The sequence below is a fragment of the Fibrobacter sp. genome, assembly GCF_045112255.1.
Lineage (GTDB): Bacteria > Fibrobacterota > Fibrobacteria > Fibrobacterales > Fibrobacteraceae > Fibrobacter.
On the sequence record NZ_JBGUHR010000137.1, the window covers coordinates 127256 to 145330 of the forward strand.

Genomic DNA, 18075 nt, shown 5'->3' on the forward strand with positions numbered 1-18075 from the left:
TTGGGCGCATGCGAGTACTTTTACAACTAGCTCTGATTTTGGGGATTTGCTACGCAGGCGACCTCATTCATGATTATACGGGCATTCCCGTTCCCGGCAACATTCTCGGAATGCTAATCCTGCTCTTGTTACTTTGCCTAAAAATCGTGAAGCTCGACCAGATTCGCGAAGTGAGCGATTTCTTCTTGAAACGCCTTTCGTTCTTTTTCTTGCCGCCAGCAATCGGGCTTATGCTCGTTGGCGATGACGTCAAAAGTCAGTGGCCACTATTGCTCTTCCTCTGCATCGTGATTACGATCGTGACCATGGTAACGACCGGCTGGACCGTTCAACTTTTAAGCAAAAAAAACAAAGACAAAAACTGATTTAACGCGTTATGTTTGGAATCATTCTTACAATCATCGCTTTTGAACTTGGTGTCACCATCCGCAACAAATGGCGGAATCCGCTTTTGAACCCGATCCTCATCGCCACCATTCTCATCATCGGATTTTTGACCGTCACGGGCATCGAATACGAAACATACAAAGTAGGCGGCGATTACATTTCGTTCTTTCTTGGACCTGTAACCGTCCTGCTCGCCGTTCCTCTGTACAGGCACATCCAGGCGCTCAAGAACAACTGGCTCCCGATTTTGGCGGGGATTCTCGTCGGTTGCATTACGAGCATTGTTTGCGTGATCACATGCGCCAAGATTTTTAACATCAGCAAGACGCTCATGCTTTCGCTCATTCCAAAGTCCATCACCATTCCGATGGGTTCTGTGGTGTCCGAGCAGATTGGCGGTATTCCGTCCATCACAATTGTAGCGATTGTCATTACAGGAATTACGGGCGCCGTGACAGCACCGCTTGTTTGCAAATTTTTCCGCATCGGGAATCCGGTTGCGCAAGGTGTCGCGATTGGAACAGCAAGCCATGCGCTTGGCACGACAAAAGCCATGGAAATCGGAGAAGTTCAAGGAGCCATGAGCAGCTTGTCAATCGGAGTCGCTGGCGTGATGACCGTTTTTATTGCACCAGTGCTGCTAAAGATTTTTGGATAATGTGTATGAATCCTCGCCTGCATGAGGATAACGAAGGAAGCAACAGTACTTAAATCTAATCCACTCTAGTAACAGAAAGCAAATGAATCGAATTCAAATCAGCGCCCTTTGGACCTGGAACAAATTTATAAATAACACTTACTTGAGCTTTGTCAATTTTTGCAGAAAGCAACTGCGACGCCATTACAGCCGTTCCAAAAGTATTCGTATAACCTATACCAGGAATCAATGTCAAACGTAAATTATTGTTCGGATTACCTGGATCAATTTCGTTAGAGACCTTCTGCTTTGGATAATAAGTTGTCATTCTCGTTGTATAAAATTCACTACAATCCGCGGATTTTCCAAGCCAAAAAATAACTGCACCAGTAGATTCACTTGAAAGCCTGCACACATAACCTGTCTGTGCACAAGCATCCTCCGGCTCATAAATACCCTCGCTTAATGTAGCATCCGATGTATTACATCGACCATCATCATCATAAGTAGGTTCATCAGTTTGAGCTATTGTAAATCCAATAGCGATTGTAATTAGTAGAAAGATTTTTTTCATGGCATTCACCTTTTATTCAACACATCCTATTTTTTTTCGTTCAACATTGTCTGCACTTGGAACCCTAGAAAAATTAAAAGTTCCATCATACAGAACAACACAAGAACAAAACAAATAACAATCAATAGATACGACATTGCAAAATGTTTTGTATGAATTAGGTTTACTATAAACAAAATATTTCCCATAATTTATTCTGTTTTCGTAATCTACATAATTGGAAACAGGCTCTCGTTTCACGCTAACATCAAACTTTTTCAAGCAAAAAGCACCCGGCAAATTTGTATCAGAAATTTCTAGTTTTTCACACCCAGCGTATTTGATTGGATCTGTTTCTAGGATCCAAAGAGAATCTTTTGTAGTATAAGCATCACTATCATAAAACAAATAAAAACCAAGTGGAGAAAAAACTTTAGAATTATCAATCGGGTCCAAACCAAAATGAATAGGCCCCTTTTCTCCACAGCGCACAGAATCAGAATCAAATTCTATTCCAGCTATTTCAGTGCCCGATGAACAATCTCTATTCATAATAAATTCACTTATTTTATTAAACTCTTTTATGCTACTTGAAGATTTTTCAGCATCATCATTTTTCGAGCTTGAAGACAACATTATTTCTTGCGAACTACCTTCATTAGGTCTGGACGACGCATCATCACAGCCCCCAAAAACAATCATCAATACTGCAATCAGTATATTTTTTTTCATTTTTTCTTTCTCCTTACATCGTTAAGCAAGGGATACAATACCTCATACGGCATGTGTTCAACCTTATCTATTGCGTAACCCCACCCCTGTTGGTTATCGTCGTTGCTTTCAAGAACAACTTTTAACGTATTCGTCCCTACAGTCACAGTTTTCCCTGCAAGTCCAGAACCTGTAAAAGCACCAATCAGTTTATCGGCACTATCATAAAGATAAATCCAATCCCCCGGTGCCACGTACGTTCTAGAATCAAATGTAACATAATTTTCCAGATAATCGCCCAAAAGATGTACGCATGAACTCGAACGATTTTTCAAATAAGGATGTTCATCCTTAAAGCAAGTCGGTTCTTCTAATTTAAAATCGCTCACAATGGACGCCACCTGAGCAAAGCCATCAGTACTATTCCCAACTTTAACTTTATACCCTTCAACAACAACCTGCCAATCGCCAGTCTCAATATTCGCATCAGGAGTTTCCCCTTCAACATCGACAACTTCGACATTATTAAGATGATCAAAGCATGTATATGAATCTTCTGGATCCTTGCAATATTGATAGGCAGCTTCATTCGCTTGTTCTAACGTTATTTTTTCAAGACCAGATGTTCTAGTCAACAACCCTTGATCTTTTGATACCTTACCATCTTCATCTAACGCTTCTGTAGGAAGAGGATCCAACTTCCATGGATAAAAAGGCTTACCAGAAGGGGACACAAGATACATATCTAAATCGTTGACAAGCTTCGGCTTTTTAAATTTATCCACAGAAACAGCTTCAATCGAAGGAACAGCATCATCCCAAACAAGAGTGATTCTTGCCTTTTTTACCCTTGCATCTGTAGGAACATTAAAGGTCCACCTTTTTGTCATTCCATTATAAATTTCAAATTCGCGGAACCTATCAAATTTTTGAGTTGTTGCATCATAACCTTCAATAATATCCAAAGCCCCCTTGGCATTAACACTACCCCAACCCGTTATAAAATCAGGACCTTTTTTATAAAAAACACGAGCATCACCATCATTCATTGTTTTATTTACATCAATGATATTAAGAGACTTATACAAAGGATTTCCATCCAAAGGATTTTGATCATTCATATCAACAGCAGAATGAATCAACATCGCCTTGGTCGTTGAATTTCTCATAGAGAGAACATCCAAAGACTCCCCTGTTTTTTCATTAAACTTCTGGTACATTAAAGCAACAACGCCCGAAACAAATGGCGCAGCCGCAGATGTACCACACATAAAAGCATAATCGCAACCTTTTATTGTACCATTTCCAGTAGTTCCAATAGTTGTCGCAGAAATAAAACCTGATCTTTCTCCTTGAGCCATCAAATCAGGTTTTATACGTCCATCCCATGTCGGGCCCAAACTACTAAATTCAGCAACAGTATTATTCCATGTAGAGATAGCCCCAACTGTAATAGTATTTTTAAACTCTTTTGTAGAATGAAAACCACGGCTATATCCAGCAGTCGCAGCATCTTTGCCATTATTTCCTGCACTCTGAACAATAGTCTTTGTTAAATAGTCACCACCTTCCGTAAACAAGCTCCAATTTTTAAAAATATTTTCATCAACCTTTCTATTTTTTTCCCCATAATAAGATGTATTCCTACATGTTTCAAGATCTAAACATGTTAAATCATCTTCCAAAAAACCCGTTGAATGGTTTACCACTTGCCCATACTGATGACTCCTTACAGCATCATAAGAATAAAAACTCACTTTTGGAGCTATACCTCTAAACATGGAATTCGGGGAACCACCGCCATTTCCTCCAATAATTCCCGCAACCCTTGTTCCATGATCATTTCCTGCAGAAATGTGTTCCGAATCATATTTTTTATTTTCATCATTATACCAGGGAGATACTCTAGGAACATATTTTTTCTTTTCAACATCATACTCTCGAAAAGCAGGATGTTCAAAATCGATTCCAGAATCATAAACTCCAACTATTATTCCTTCTCCAGTATATTTATAATCATCACCACTCAACCATTTTGTCGTTTTTTTATCTTCTTTCAAAGCAGTTTGCCATGCCGGAGATCTTTGCAAAACAGCTAAATTCATCGCTTCATATACTGATTCATTAACATTCATTACTTCATCTATCCTATATTTCCCTAGCGCACAAGCGCCATCAGGTTCACCCACCTTTTCCGTTTCCAAAGTTCTCACATTTTTATTTCGCGACAGACATTGCACAGAATCCCTTGAAATAGTAGCCAAAACCACTTGACGGTCTATCAAAGCATCTGCACCGCCACACATTTTAACAATATCCTTGCATGCAAACATGCCCACATCGGGCCAACATATCACTTCCATCTTATACGAAAGTTTTTCTTCTACAATTTCCTCACACGAGCCGTTTTCCTGACAAACACGTTTTGCTTCATATAAATCATCGTTTCCCAAGATCAAGGAAAGGGATGTTGTGTCATCGACAGTGAATGCATTATAAAATCCAAGGAGCTGTTTTCGAAGAGTTTTTGCACTAATCGGGACAGACGCCTTACTGAATAAAAGAGTTTGCTCTAGATAAGTTGAGACTTCAACGACATCCACACCTTTAGCTTTTAAAGAGTCTTTTTCATTCTTCGTAAATACAGAATCTTTCAAAATCCAGAAACGGCCTTGAGGTATAACTTTATCATCGCCATCTTTGAATTTTTCTATTACCTGAAGCTTATTGCGACTACTCCAAACCACATTACCCGTCCGATTAGAACCATCAAGCGGATTGTACCCCCAAAGGATATTATGGTTACCATCATAAACCACCATGAAGCTATTCTTTTCTTTAACAGCTGCATTTTTCTGGTACGAATAATCCCTGCTACAATCCCACGCCTTCCAATCATCGCGATGCAAACGGAAATGCAACTTCACCGACTTACCAGGCAGCAACATGCCCTTCACTTCCAATTTCACCACAGTATATTTCCCTACAGATATAATTGCCGTATCTACCTGATATGACTTCGAAACAAAATCAACAGAAACGCGGAGCATTGTATCCAAGCCATAGTTTCCGATTTTCATGCCACTACAATCGGGCTTATTCATATTCTTTTCGCAATACTGAATATTTGTATTTTCTGCAAAATATTGGATTACAGGATTAGATATGGTTTTAGCCGAAACATTGGTAAGCGCCACCCTATACTCCACCCAGTTCCATTCAGTTCTATAGCGTTCACTAAGAAAATTTACAGACAAAGAATCTTTTGCCATCATCATAGAAGGCAAGAATAAAACTAATGCGATTAATTTTATTAATATTTTCAAATTTAACATTTTAGAGTTCACTTCAATTACAAATTAAAGCAATTACAGACAAAGATAAATTAATTTGCAAAAAAAGAACTGATTGTTAAGTTTTTTTACAAACTAACTTATTTTCAATAAACAGGCGTAATGACAGTCTTCGTGACGCCGGTGATGCTCAATATTTTAGGGTAACGAGCATACAGCAAACATATTTGCATTTATTCCCGGCGCAAAAGTGCAGTTAATAAAAATATTTTTTTCATGGTATTTCACCCCCTTTTAAAGAACACATCCTATCAGTTTTCTTTCTGCATCATCCGCATTTGGAATTTTAGAGAAATCATAAGTTCCGTTGTATTGAACAACGCACGAATAGCGCAAATAACAATCTATCGCTTCTACATTGCAAAACGCCTTATAAGCCGCATGCTTACTATAGATAAAATAATACCCACGATCATTATTCTCTGAATTAAAATAATAATTCACAGATTCTCGTTTAACGGTATTATCAAACTTATGTAAACAGAATGCACCTGATAAACTCATTTGACCAATATTCAATTTTTCACAGGTAGATATTTTGACAGGATCTGTTTCCAAAATCCAAATAGAATCCAAAGTCGATATCGAAGCACTATCGTGGAATAAATAAAAACCAAGTGGTGAAAACAGCATTGATTCATCAATTTCGCCCAAACCAAAATAGACATTACTTTTCCTTCCACAACGAAGCGAATCGGAATCAAATTCAAGTCCAACAAGATCTCCAATTGTACAATCTTCACTTACAACAATCTCGCGATCATAGAAATCGGAGCCGTTATCACAACCGTAAAACGCTATCATTACGATTATCATAATTATTATAAACTTTTTCATTTTTTCTTTCTCCTTGCATCTAAGAGTATCATACCAGCTCTATCATAAAGATAAATTAATTCGTAAAAAAAGAATCAATTGTCAAGTTTTTTAAAGAAAACATTGTTCGATAAATTGGCGTGATGACCGTTTTTGTAACACCAGTATTGTTGAAAGTGTTCGCGTAAAATGTGACTGGATCCTTCAGGCTTACGCCTTCAGGATGACAATGTGAAAATAACAGCTCCTCAGGATGACGAGAGGGAGGTGCCCGCTCGGTGGCGGGCATGACATAGCTACGAGATGGCTGGCATGACAAAGCAGAAACAACTATTGACCAATGACCATTGACCAATTGCCTACAGTCTAATTGCTATCTGGCTGGACTTTTTCCGATTACGACAGTCGAGATGATGCTTTCGGTTTCAGGAATTTCGAGAAGCTTTTTGAGTTCGTCGTGATAGAAGAAATGCTCTTCGCGGGCAGTCTTGTTGAGCAGACGCGCGGAGACGTAAAGCGATTCGGCGAGAACGCCGGCATTCAAGTTCATGTAGCGGTAGCCGCGATTCCCGAGCACCTGGCAAGATTCATTCAAGTTCGAAGTAAGCACTACGGCGAACATGGAATTTTGAACTTGTTCGGGAACAGCGAAGCACTTGTTAAACTTTTTCGGATTGGCAGAACCGCTTTGCATGTAAATGGACTTGCGAACAGGGATGTAGCGGTACACGCCAGCGTACACGAACATCACATCAAAGACGACCACCCAAATTTTTATTAGCCCCGCGCCAAAAGCGTTCAACTGCGCCAATTCCAGCCAACGCAACATCGACGAAAAATCATCTAGGTCTAACGTTCCGTGAACAAACGGAGCCGCGACTTTTTTATCGGTGCGTAAATACCACAGTTCACGCAAATAATACTCATTCGTGAACTTCGACGGAGTGAGCGGAAATTCATCGCCCGGAAGCGCCTGTGCATTCAAGCGGCGCACCTTCATGCAAAGTTTCAGATCGTCAATGTTTTCCAGACGGTTTTGCAGCATGAATCTCGACGGATAACGAGAAATTTCCATGCGGCATTCATCCTCGCCCGCATAGGCACCCATCTCCGCATGGTTCGAATACGCAAGTTCACCAACACCATCATCGACTGAATTGAACGCCACCATGCTCTTTTCCGGGAAAATCGCAATCGCAGCCATCGGCATTTCGGTCGCCCCAAGCTTGAGCGAAACCGCAATGGAATCATCGACAAATCCGCCTAGCGCAAAAACTTTTTGCCCACGAGACTTTGCCAAAAGGATCGTATTCGCGCAAGCCGAACCCACGTCCATTTGCACCTGTCGATACGCCGCCTCGCGAAACCGCCAAACCGCACGTTCCAAGAGCCCTGTGTAAATGAAAATCGTCTGCGCTTCGGTTATAAATTCCTGTTCCGGAAATGCGGCAAGAATCGCCTTGCGGACATCTACACCGCCGAGCTTTACAAGCTTTGAATCCTCGCGGTCCACATAGTAAACGCCATCGGGAACCTCTCCCCCATGCACCACGGCATAGACACAGACCGGGTTCAGGTAATCTGCGGAAACAGGGGCAAGGAGTGGCATAAAAGCCGCTGTAAAAGGATAACGGTTGCACCCTTCATAACGTTTGTCGGCATACGCCTGTTTTTCCCAGTGCATAATGACGGGATCCCCACTTCCATGGGGAATATACTGGGTCGATTCGTGGTAAATTTCCGAGAAAAAGCGCATCCATTCCAAAGATAAAAAGATTAATTCTCGCCGGAAGCGTTGCGTTATATAAATAAAACATTTTCCAACGATTTTCGTACAAAAAGTTGACTTTTCGACCAAAACACTTAATACACTTTTAACATCAATATCCCATTTTCCAGTATTTAGAGCCATGCCTCAAATATATTTTTAGGAAAAAAGAAAACACCCACAAGAGGGCATTATGCAACTCAAGAAATTTTACCCACAAATCAGCATTCTCGGCATCGCAACCGTGATGGCACTCAGCGCCTGCGGCGATGACAATACTCAAATTCCGCTTCCTAGCGATCCGGGTTCTGAAATTCGTGACTCCATTCCGAACAACAATCCGCAACCGGGAACAGACTCCATCCCGGCCATTGACACAACTTCGACTGACACAAGCAAAACTCTCCCGCCGACGGAACTTCCCGCAGAAGGCCCAATCACCTTGCCGCAAGGTCTTGGCGTTTTAGTGGACGACTTTGAAGATGCCAATCACGAAAGCAAGCTTGGCGATTTCTGGTACACCTACGACGATAAGAACAACGGCGGTGCATCCTCTATCGTGACTCCGCTCAACGACGACGGCGACAACATGCCGGGCCGTGTCAACAACGGTTCCAACTACGCCCTGCAAGTCAACTACACTCTCGACAGAGGCGAATACGAATACGATCCGTATGTAGGCTGGGGCCTGAAAATTACCGAAGATAGCGCAAACGGTCGTTTTGGCGGAATCACCTACTGGTACAAGGGTGGCGCACACGAAGTACACATCGAAGTCTCCGATGTCAAAGACTACGACGTGCATCTTGCCAAAGTGCCGGCATCGCGCTCCTGGAAACAGGCTGTCATCCGCTTCAAGGATCTTGTCCAGGGCGGCTGGGGCGAAGAAGTTGTCTTCGACGCCAAGCATCTCAATGCCATCAGCTTCCAGGCAAAAGGCAGCAAGAGCAAAGTCATGACCGACTCCCTCTTCATCGATAACATTTATCTGCAAGACACCTCTGAGGTCGAAAAGGACCAGCCGGATATGGAAATCAAGGATCCGGTCATTCCGACCGTAACCTTCACCGAAGCAGAAATCACCGTGACCAATCCGTTGCAAGAAAAGGCCATGAAGTACCTCAACAAGGGCGTCAACTTTACCAACTGGCTCGAAAACGCCGATGGCAAGTTCAAGTCCTTTGAATTGGGCGAAAAGGATGTCCAGATCCTCGCTGAAAATGGTTTCAAGAGCCTCCGCTTGCCGATTGACCTCGACCTCTACGCCACAAACCGCGATGCATTTGTTAAGGGCACCGATGCAGAACTGAAATTCGACGACGACACGCTGTTCCTGGTTCTCGACTCCTTCGTGGAATGGACCGGCAAGTACAATATGTCTCTCGTAATCGACTACCACGAATACGACAACAGCTACAACACCACGAGCGCAAAGGACACCAACTACATCAAGATGATGGCTGAAGTATGGAAGCATGTTGCAGCCCACTATGCAGAAAGCCCACGCGAAGACTTGTTCTTTGAACTTTTGAACGAACCGGACATGAGCGATGGAAAGGTCACCGCAGCCCAGTGGACTGTCGCAGCCCAGGCCATGATTGACGCCATCCGCACCGTCGATACCAAGCATACCATCCTCTTCGGCGATGCCCAGTGGTACTCGATCAGCCTCCTTGCCAAGCGCACCCCGTTCACCGACGACAACATCATCTACGTGATCCACACCTACGAACCGTTCGCCTTTACGCATCAGGGCGGTTCCTGGACGGACTATGCCACCATCCACGACATTCCGTTCCCCTACGATCCGGCAAAGTGGTCTACTGTTTCTGGCGACTTCGGCGTCAACAAGAGCACCAAGGCATATGTGAAGACAGCCATCAAGAACTACTACAAGACCGGCAGCAAGGAAGCCATCCTGGAGCAGGTTCTCACGGCCAAGAAGTGGGCTGCCACCAACAACGTGCCGGTGATCATCAACGAATTCGGCGCATTGAACCTCCGCTCCACCGCTGAATCCCGCATCAACTACCTCACGGCCATGCGCGAAATCTGCGACACGCTCCAAATTCCTTGGACGCACTGGGGCTACACCGGCAACTTCTCCGTGATCGAGAACGGCAAGTTGATCGAAGGCCTCGACAAGGCTCTCGGCGTCGGAAAATAAGAATCTCTCCTTGAAATCCACAAAAAAGCCGCGCAGAAATGCGCGACTTTTTTTTCGGAATAAGGATGTCTGAACCAGTCTACAAAATACGGTTGATACAGACATATCAAAACAGGCTGTTTTAGAAATATTTTGCGGTAGGCTTATTACGTATTTTTATTAGTGTAAAATAAATCCTCATCTCCTCCAAACAACCGCATGAGTAATCGTGCGGTTTTTCTATATGCTTTTATTTTTCCGGGCACGTACAAAATTCTAAATTACAATCATGAAGTTTAAGATCAAGAGCATTTTTGCAGTCTGTACCGCATTGTTGGCGGGAACAGCAAGCGCCGCCGGCTTTTACGGTAACCAGAGCGACATCAAGTGGAAAACCGCAGGCACGGAACATTTTCAATTCATTTACCCTGTTGAATACTCGACACATGCCGCTAAAGTTTCCGCTTACGCTGAAGCCGTTTACGATTCCGTCACAAGCCGCTACAACAAGCCGCTCCCGCGCATCAGCGCTGTCTTGAACAACGCTCTTTACAGCAACGGCAGCGCCATCCCGAGCGAAAATGCCATAAACCTCTGGCTCACCAACTGGGATTTCAAGATCCGCAGCAGCCATGGCTGGATTTCGGACGTAGTGACGCATGAATTTAGCCACCTCGTGAGCATCGAAAGCGGTGCAAAGATTGTCCCGAAACTTTACGGTTTCCAGTTCAACTATACCGACTATTATAACGAACGCACGAGAACGGATTTTCTCACGATGATTCCGTTTACATTGCAGCCGCTTTGGTTTGCCGAGGGAACGGCGCAATTTGAATCCTCGCGCATGGGATTTGACGCCTGGGACACGCATCGCGACATGCTTCTGCGCACCGCCGCCTTGAACGACAGCCTCATGACGCTCCCGTACATGCACGAGTTTTCCGACAATTCCCTGCTTGCTGAACTCGGCCCCTACACGCAAGGCTTTTCACTTGTGCTCTACATTGCGAAGCATTACGGCGAAGACGCCATTCCAAAAATTTGGAAAGAACTTAGCAAGCCCTACCGAGCAACGCTTAACGGAGCCATCAAGAGCGCTCTTGGCATCAGCGAACAGCAACTTTACGATAACTGGAAAAAAGAAATTACCGAGCATTACCAGGCTCAAAAGGATTCTCTCGGTACACTCGTCGAAGGCATCAAAATCACGAAGGACGCCTTCTGGCAAGACTTCCCGGTCGTGAGCGGCAAAAACCTTTACGGCATTTCGAACTTTGGCGGTCCATGGTTTGACGGCAGCGTATTCAAGATTCCGCTGGAAGATACTCTCAAGACGAAAGACGAGAGACGAGAGGCGAGAGAGGATTCTGCGAAAGTCGCGGATTCTGCGAAGGTTGAAATCGGCGATATCGAGGTTGAAGGCGCCGACAGCAGCCTCATCAACATCGCTGATTTTGCAAAGTCCGGCTTCAAGGCTAAAAAGCCATGGTTCGACAAGGGCATTGATGTTTACGACGACAGCACTCACGGTCCAATTCTTGCCTACATCAGCTACCAGAACCGCGACAAGGATGGACATGCGCACTTTGACGTTGCCGTAAGCGATACGAACAAGAACGAGGCCGCCATCACGTACCTCGTCGATGCCGTTTACCCGTCATTCAACAGGCAAGGAACTTCAATCGTATTCGTGAGACGTGAACCGTTCAGCACTAGATTCGTCCTGAGCAAGATTCCGTTCAATAGCGATTTGAAAAACGCCTCCACCGAAGAACCCATTGATATTTTCAAAGCAGACTCTTCCCTCCTCTACTACAATATTTACAGTCCCAAGTTCAGCCCAGACGGGAAGCACATCGCGTTCAGCTTCTTTGACGACAAGCAACGCGGGATAGCCGTTGTAGACACAAACGGATCAAACTTCAAAGTCGTAAGCACAGCAGGCTATGACGAACGCGATGTCAACTGGATTGACAACGACAAGATTATTTTCGCAAGCAACAGAAACAGCATTTTCAACTTGATCGAAAAGGATTTAAGCACTGGCAAGGAACGAGTCCTCACGAACGTGGTCGGAGGCGCATTCACGCCAACACTTGCCGGCGATACCATTTTCTTCACGCAGTACGACAAGGACGGTTTCTCGCTTTACAAGTTGCCATACGCAAAAGAAGCGGACCCCATATTCCGCGATAGCATTGTCGTGAGCATCCGTGATAGCGTTCTGCAAGTTGCCGATACCATTCAGGTCGCATGTGCAGATACCACGAAGCCAGCCGATTCGACAAATGCCGGGAATGATGCAGTCAATATCGCCGATTCCGCGAAATGCACACAAATAGTCTTGCGCAAGGACGTGATCCAGGTGGAAGTCCGCGACACCATCAAGGTTGCCACAGCGGATACGACACAACGAGAAATCATCTTGCACGGGACTCTTCCGCAAAAGCCCCACAAAGAGCTTGAACTCATCGACCGCGAATTTGCAGGCGCAGAACGCGATTACAAGCCTATCCCGAACATTCCGCTGTTCGTCCCGATTTTCAGCATTTCAGAAAACGCCCCAAGAGTGACCGTCTTTGGCGAGGGCGAAGTCAAGGCGAAACTCGGCCTTGCCGTTGTCATCAGCGACGCCCTCAAGAAAAACACAGTGCAGTTAGGGCTTTTACTCGAACTCGGCAAGGGCATCGACTACATCAACGGCGACGGACTTAACCCCAGGCAAGAAAAGGAATTCTTTATCGCATGGGACAACCGCAGTACGCCAATTGATCTTGGCATCTCGTACAGTTACGCGAACTACACGAATGAAGAAACCGTACGTTACGAAGGCGTAGGTTCAGACGTAGCAGATAGCGTCGGCACAAGCCGCTACTCTTACGCCATGCAAGCCATTACAGGAACCGCAGGCTACAGCATTTTCAAGAGCATCGACACATTGCAAGCCGCCATCAGTTACGACTGGGCAAACGTCAACTTCTACGACGACCGAATTGAATGGACGTACCAGAAGCGCTTTAGCGCAACAGTCGGTTTCGGGCTTTACGGCGACCACGAAGGCGAAGGCGGATCTGGGATTTCGGGCCAAGGGAACGGACTCTTTGCCTATTACCAGTACGCCAACAGCGACCTCAGCCGTCCGGGAACGCTCTACATCACCGAAAACGGCCGAATTGAAACGCACTACAGAAACTTTGCGCTCCACCAGTTCGGTTTGAACCTTTACGGAAGCATACAGACACCGTTCCTCCACGCCCGTCTGGCCGCAGGCGGAAAAATTTCCAGTTACCTCCACTGGAACACTGACGATGTAAGCGACACGCTCGATTCGTACTACTACACGCCAGTATTCCTCGATGGTTACCCGTACTTGAGAAGCGACGAAGACTATACGCTCGCCGGCACGAAGACCGCAATGGCAGAACTCCATTACCTCTACCCGATTTACGATGACTGGCGGCACAGCCTCTGGATTTTCTCGACTCGTAGTTTGTACGTAGACCTATTTGCACAAATCGGCGCAGCCTGGACAGGAAAGTTCTTTACAGACAAGCTTACAAAACATGATTTCTGGGACCGTTCCGTGGGCTTAAGCTTCCGCATGAGCAACAAGATATGGGACAACATTCCGTTCGATATTACGCTCACGTTTGCGCGCGGTCTCAGTCGCATTGGAGAGGACAAGGATTTGCATGGCGGTAAAAAGCTGACCCCGATTGACTTGCCGCTGTTGCACAAGAACATCTGCCCCACGAGAATCAAGTTTTCCATTGGGATGGGGTTCCAAAACAGTTGGCAATAAGAATTCCCAACTATAAATCAAAATAGTACTTCATGCGGGCGGGGCCCCAGCTCAGAGTTGACGCCTAACGGCGTCAGCGGCTTCACTCGGTTATGCCGGTCTGCAAGCAGCCCGTCGCAACACTCGTTTTGCACGCTACTGCGAAGGAAATACCTTGGCCGACGCTTATTGCATTATAAAACGTATCTGCAATTATAACTGTGTATGCAATTCTAGATTACTATAAACGAAAGGCGGCTTAAGGCCGCCGTTTTTAGTAGTTGTAACTTGGGGTTTTCTTGGATTCGCCGGGGAGGAGCTGGCCGGGACTTGTGCGCTCGGCGTCGCGACCTCTGAAGTTTGGATTGAGCTTCTTGATTTCGCGGGATTTCACCTCGGCCTGGACATCAAGCAAGTGGCGTTCCCATTCCTGAATGGCACCATCAAGCTCCTGGCGCGCATTAAGCATCAACTCCTTAAGCTGCATGAGTTCAATCATGCGTTCGCGCTTCATCACCCAAAGTTCTTCTTCTTCAGGCATGCGCTCGATATTGAACAGCAAGTTCAAATACTTTTCTTCGGCTTCGCGGTACGCCTTGTACGTATCTTCGTAAACGAGATTGCGATCATCGGCCATGGTTTGCTGCGACGAAACGTGCGTCGCGCAACCGATGAAGTTCAAAGCAACAGGGAGAAGGAAGAGTGGGATTGTTAAACGCATAGGATTAAAGTACAAATTGTTTAATTCGAAATTAGGAAGTAGGAATTAGGAGTATGTTTAATTTGGCGGCTTCGCCGCGATTATTTTACTAGCATTTGGTACTTGTACAATTCCGCATTCCTAATTATTCTATTCAGCGGCTTCAGGAATATCGCGCTTGGTGTTGTAAAGTCTTTCGTACGAGATGTGGCTCGTGAACGTGACGGAGTCCTTCGTTTCCGGGTGGATCATCGTGTGCGTTCCGACCTTGACTTCGCGTTCCTGGCACGGGAGGCCCGTTTCCGGCTCGATCATGACTTCGAACTCGGTGCGGTATTCGCCCTTGAGGCCAGCTGTGTAAGCCTTGAACTTTTCCGGCACAATCTTACTGCCTACATGCTGTTCCCAGATGAAGTAAGGGAAGCTTTCGGTTTCTTGCAAGTAGACAACGTAGTCCAGGCACTTGCGATGGTCGCGATTCTGGAAACCCTTGGTCACCACGGAGTCCACTTTGATAAGCGCGAAGTTCAGACGCCCCTGCTGCCTGAGAAGTTCGGTCACATTGCCCTTGACCGGCACAACGCCCTTGAGCAAGTGATCCATTTCCCAGCGGTGTTTTTCCAAACGCTTGAGGTGCGGCTTGAATTCAGGATTCAAGAGCTGGTCGCGCCAGCGGCTTGGCATCGGGACATGAGCCAGCAGCGTGTCGTAGCCATCGTCAATGCCGGTGAGGCTCGTCACATTGCGGTCCACGGCGGCAAGGTTCACTTCCTTGATGCGCCAGGCGAGTTCCGTCGGCATAAAATTCTTGAGGTATCCGCGAGACTTGTCAATCACGTAATTGCGCTTGACAAACGTCGTATCGCCTTTTGAAGAGTAGTTCAAATCGGCATACGTCGCTGTAATCGTCCCCATCTTTTCTTCGCCCTTCAAGTCCAGCGTCGCATAATAGCTTTCGGTGTACATTTCAAGCGTGACAGGTTCATTTAATTTATAATTAACAGATACTTCAGACTCGCCACAAGCGGTAAGCATTGCAGCGACAAACATTCCACTCAAGAATTTTATTTTATTCATCAAGATAACCAATTATTGATTGACAATAGATAACTGTTTCGAAGCAATCACGCCCTTTTCGGAAGAGACTTCGACAACGACTGTTCCCGGAGCCTTGAGCTTCGTCATTTCGCGGGCGGTTGCATAGCCACCACGGCGCGAACGGGCTTCAAGCGTAAACGCTTCCATTTTATTGGAAACATGGAAATCATGTTCCCAAAGTTTTTCACCCTTACTGGCGAGCGTTCCTTCGTAAAAGGCAAATTTCAATGTATTAAAGTCGAACCCCGTTCCATAACGCAACTGGATGATGAGTTCATCAGCCATCCTGAAGACGCTACCCGTATCGGCAACATACCCCACAGCCGGATTCCATTCACGGCCACAGGCGATAATGGGTTCGGATTTTGAGCAACCTGCAAAAAGCCCACCCAAGGCTAAAGTAGCAAGCATAACGACTTTCTGTTTTTTGTTCATTTTATCCCTCTCTTTTTTGCCCAACAGCACTTTTCAAAATAGCAAAAAACTATCTGTCAAGTACAAACATCATCTCAAGATGGGGTGTTTGAGGGTAAAAAGCGAAGCCTTCGGCGTGAGAAAGGGCAAAACCGGCCTCGGAGAACTTGGCGAAATCGCGAGCAAGCGTCACCGGGTCGCAAGAAACATAAACAAGCCGGTTGACAGAGCTTTTCACGATGGCAGTCAAAGCTTCTTTAGGGAGTCCCGTTCGCGGAGGATCTACGATAAGCGTGGCGGGAACGTCTACGACGTTTTCGACGAGCCAATCTTCGGCAGGGGCCGAGACGTTTTCTACAGCACAAGATGCCGCAGAATCTTTTGGGAACGCCGCCGGAACAGACAAATTAACTTCTGCATGTTTAAGGCAGCCTTCCTCGCGTTCGACAGTCGTGATTTTCTTGAACTTGTCCTGCAAAATGCAGGCAAAAAAGCCGACACCGCTGAACAAGTCGATCAGCCAAGCGTCTGAGGACTTGCCGATTGACAAGCCTTCATCCACGGCCTTGCGGACAGCATTGACTAGTTCCGGCAAAAGGCCCAGATTGCTTTGGAAAAATACGGAAGCGTCCGCTTCGATTTTGTGGCCCGCAATCTCGACATGGCTTACGGCATGCGCATCGAATTCGGACTTGTGCATTCCCGGATAATAGAACGAGATTTCGCCGTTGCCGTTATCGAAAATGTTCACGTCGATATCGCGAGAATATCTGCGAGAATCCTCGCGACCGCCCGCGAGAAGCGTCGCGGCTGGTCCACGTAAAAAATCATTCAAGCCATCCGTGAGCACAGGGCATTTTTCAAACGGGACGATGTCATTGCTTTCTTCGCCACGAAATCCAAAGACCGCGCGTTTTGCAGCTCCTTCACGATTTGCAGCACCGTAACTGGAATTGCCACGGAACACGACACGCGCGCGATTCCTGTAGCCCCAGGCGTTCCCCGTATGGATGACAAAATCTTCGGGCAGTTCCGCATGAGCGAGGCGCTTGAAATTTTCACGTTCGACTTTTTCCAGATATTCCGCCTGCTTTTCAGAGGCGAGATGTTGCAGGCTGCAACCACCGCACTTGCCGTACAGCGGGCAACGCGGCTTCACGCGATCGGGGCTTGCCTCCAGAACTTCGACAACGCGACCCTTGGTAAAGTCCTTTTTCTGGAACGTGAGGCGCACCTTGCACAGTTCACCCGGGAGCGCTCCCGCCACAAAGCACACGCGACCATCTTCCAATCGCGCCATGCCCTCGCCGCCTTGCACCATCTTTTCGATGCGAAGCGTCAAGCATTCACCACGCGTTCCGCGACTAGAGTCGTGGCGGTCGTTGTTGCGGTTCGGACGAGAATTGCCGCGATTAAAGCGGTCTTGATTCGAGCGATTGTTTCTGCGGAATTCTGGCATACCGCTATAAAATAGAATTTTTACAACGAGAACTTCACTAAATGCGAGACGAATAATCAACTGCAACATTTATTCGTTCGTCAGTACAATAAAAGCGTCGGCCAAGGATGGGGAGGGTGCAGGGAGGGGCCCGTGCGGCCTTCCCAACTCCGAGCTGGGGCCCCACCCGCATAACGTACATTATTGATTTTAAATATAGCCCTATGGCGACAAGCCAAATTTTTTCTAAATTGTCGCGCAATGGAAACGACA

The 18075-nt window shown here is 45.9% G+C and carries 13 protein-coding genes; 4 read left to right on the top strand and 9 right to left on the bottom strand.

Features of this window, described 5'->3' with window-relative positions:
• Positions 1 to 8: 8 nt before the first annotated feature.
• Both ACJMM9_RS18080 and ACJMM9_RS18085 read left to right on the top strand, forming a co-directional pair.
• Positions 9 to 365, top strand: a complete 357-nt coding sequence (locus tag ACJMM9_RS18080) for a CidA/LrgA family protein (RefSeq protein ID WP_405330184.1) — start codon at positions 9 to 11, stop codon at positions 363 to 365.
• Positions 366 to 376: 11 nt separating this feature from the next.
• On the top strand, positions 377 to 1045 hold the full coding sequence (locus tag ACJMM9_RS18085; RefSeq protein WP_405330187.1) for an LrgB family protein: 669 nt from the start codon (positions 377 to 379) through the stop codon (positions 1043 to 1045).
• A 55-nt stretch (positions 1046 to 1100) separates the two neighbouring features.
• Here ACJMM9_RS18085 and ACJMM9_RS18090 read toward each other — a convergent pair whose 3' ends face one another.
• The 5 genes from ACJMM9_RS18090 to ACJMM9_RS18110 form a co-directional block, all read right to left on the bottom strand.
• A complete protein-coding gene (locus ACJMM9_RS18090; protein WP_173467379.1) occupies positions 1101 to 1598 on the bottom strand; it encodes a hypothetical protein in 498 nt (165 codons plus the stop codon).
• 12 nt (positions 1599 to 1610) lie between these two features.
• Entirely contained in the window at positions 1611 to 2309 is a 699-nt protein-coding gene (locus ACJMM9_RS18095; protein ID WP_405330190.1) for a hypothetical protein, read from the bottom strand.
• A complete protein-coding gene (locus ACJMM9_RS18100) occupies positions 2306 to 5623 on the bottom strand; it encodes a S8 family serine peptidase (RefSeq protein ID WP_405330193.1) in 3318 nt (1105 codons plus the stop codon). The genes ACJMM9_RS18095 and ACJMM9_RS18100 overlap by 4 nt, the downstream gene beginning before the upstream one ends.
• A 252-nt stretch (positions 5624 to 5875) precedes the next feature.
• A complete protein-coding gene (locus tag ACJMM9_RS18105) occupies positions 5876 to 6478 on the bottom strand; it encodes a hypothetical protein (RefSeq protein WP_405330196.1) in 603 nt (200 codons plus the stop codon).
• Positions 6479 to 6830: 352 nt separating this feature from the next.
• Positions 6831 to 8213, bottom strand: coding sequence for a nitroreductase family protein (locus tag ACJMM9_RS18110; RefSeq protein ID WP_405330198.1), 1383 nt, complete (start codon positions 8211 to 8213; stop codon positions 6831 to 6833).
• 205 nt (positions 8214 to 8418) lie between these two features.
• Here ACJMM9_RS18110 and ACJMM9_RS18115 point away from each other — a divergent pair, with 205 nt between their 5' ends.
• A complete protein-coding gene (locus ACJMM9_RS18115) occupies positions 8419 to 10392 on the top strand; it encodes a cellulase family glycosylhydrolase (protein ID WP_405330201.1) in 1974 nt (657 codons plus the stop codon).
• Positions 10393 to 10660: 268 nt separating this feature from the next.
• Positions 10661 to 14173 carry a hypothetical protein gene (locus ACJMM9_RS18120; RefSeq protein WP_405330204.1) on the top strand — a complete coding sequence of 1171 codons (3513 nt, stop codon included), beginning with the start codon at positions 10661 to 10663 and terminating at the stop codon, positions 14171 to 14173.
• A 253-nt stretch (positions 14174 to 14426) separates the two neighbouring features.
• Here ACJMM9_RS18120 and ACJMM9_RS18125 read toward each other — a convergent pair whose 3' ends face one another.
• The 4 genes from ACJMM9_RS18125 to ACJMM9_RS18140 form a co-directional block, all read right to left on the bottom strand.
• Positions 14427 to 14873 carry a hypothetical protein gene (locus ACJMM9_RS18125; RefSeq protein ID WP_405330207.1) on the bottom strand — a complete coding sequence of 149 codons (447 nt, stop codon included), beginning with the start codon at positions 14871 to 14873 and terminating at the stop codon, positions 14427 to 14429.
• Between the two features lie 129 nt (positions 14874 to 15002).
• A complete protein-coding gene (locus ACJMM9_RS18130) occupies positions 15003 to 15929 on the bottom strand; it encodes a hypothetical protein (protein WP_405330210.1) in 927 nt (308 codons plus the stop codon).
• 12 nt (positions 15930 to 15941) lie between these two features.
• Entirely contained in the window at positions 15942 to 16385 is a 444-nt protein-coding gene (locus ACJMM9_RS18135; RefSeq protein WP_015732235.1) for a hypothetical protein, read from the bottom strand.
• Positions 16386 to 16434: 49 nt separating this feature from the next.
• The gene (locus tag ACJMM9_RS18140; protein WP_405330213.1) at positions 16435 to 17892 is read right to left on the bottom strand and encodes a class I SAM-dependent RNA methyltransferase; all 1458 of its coding nucleotides are present in this window, start codon (positions 17890 to 17892) and stop codon (positions 16435 to 16437) included.
• Positions 17893 to 18075 lie beyond the last annotated feature (183 nt).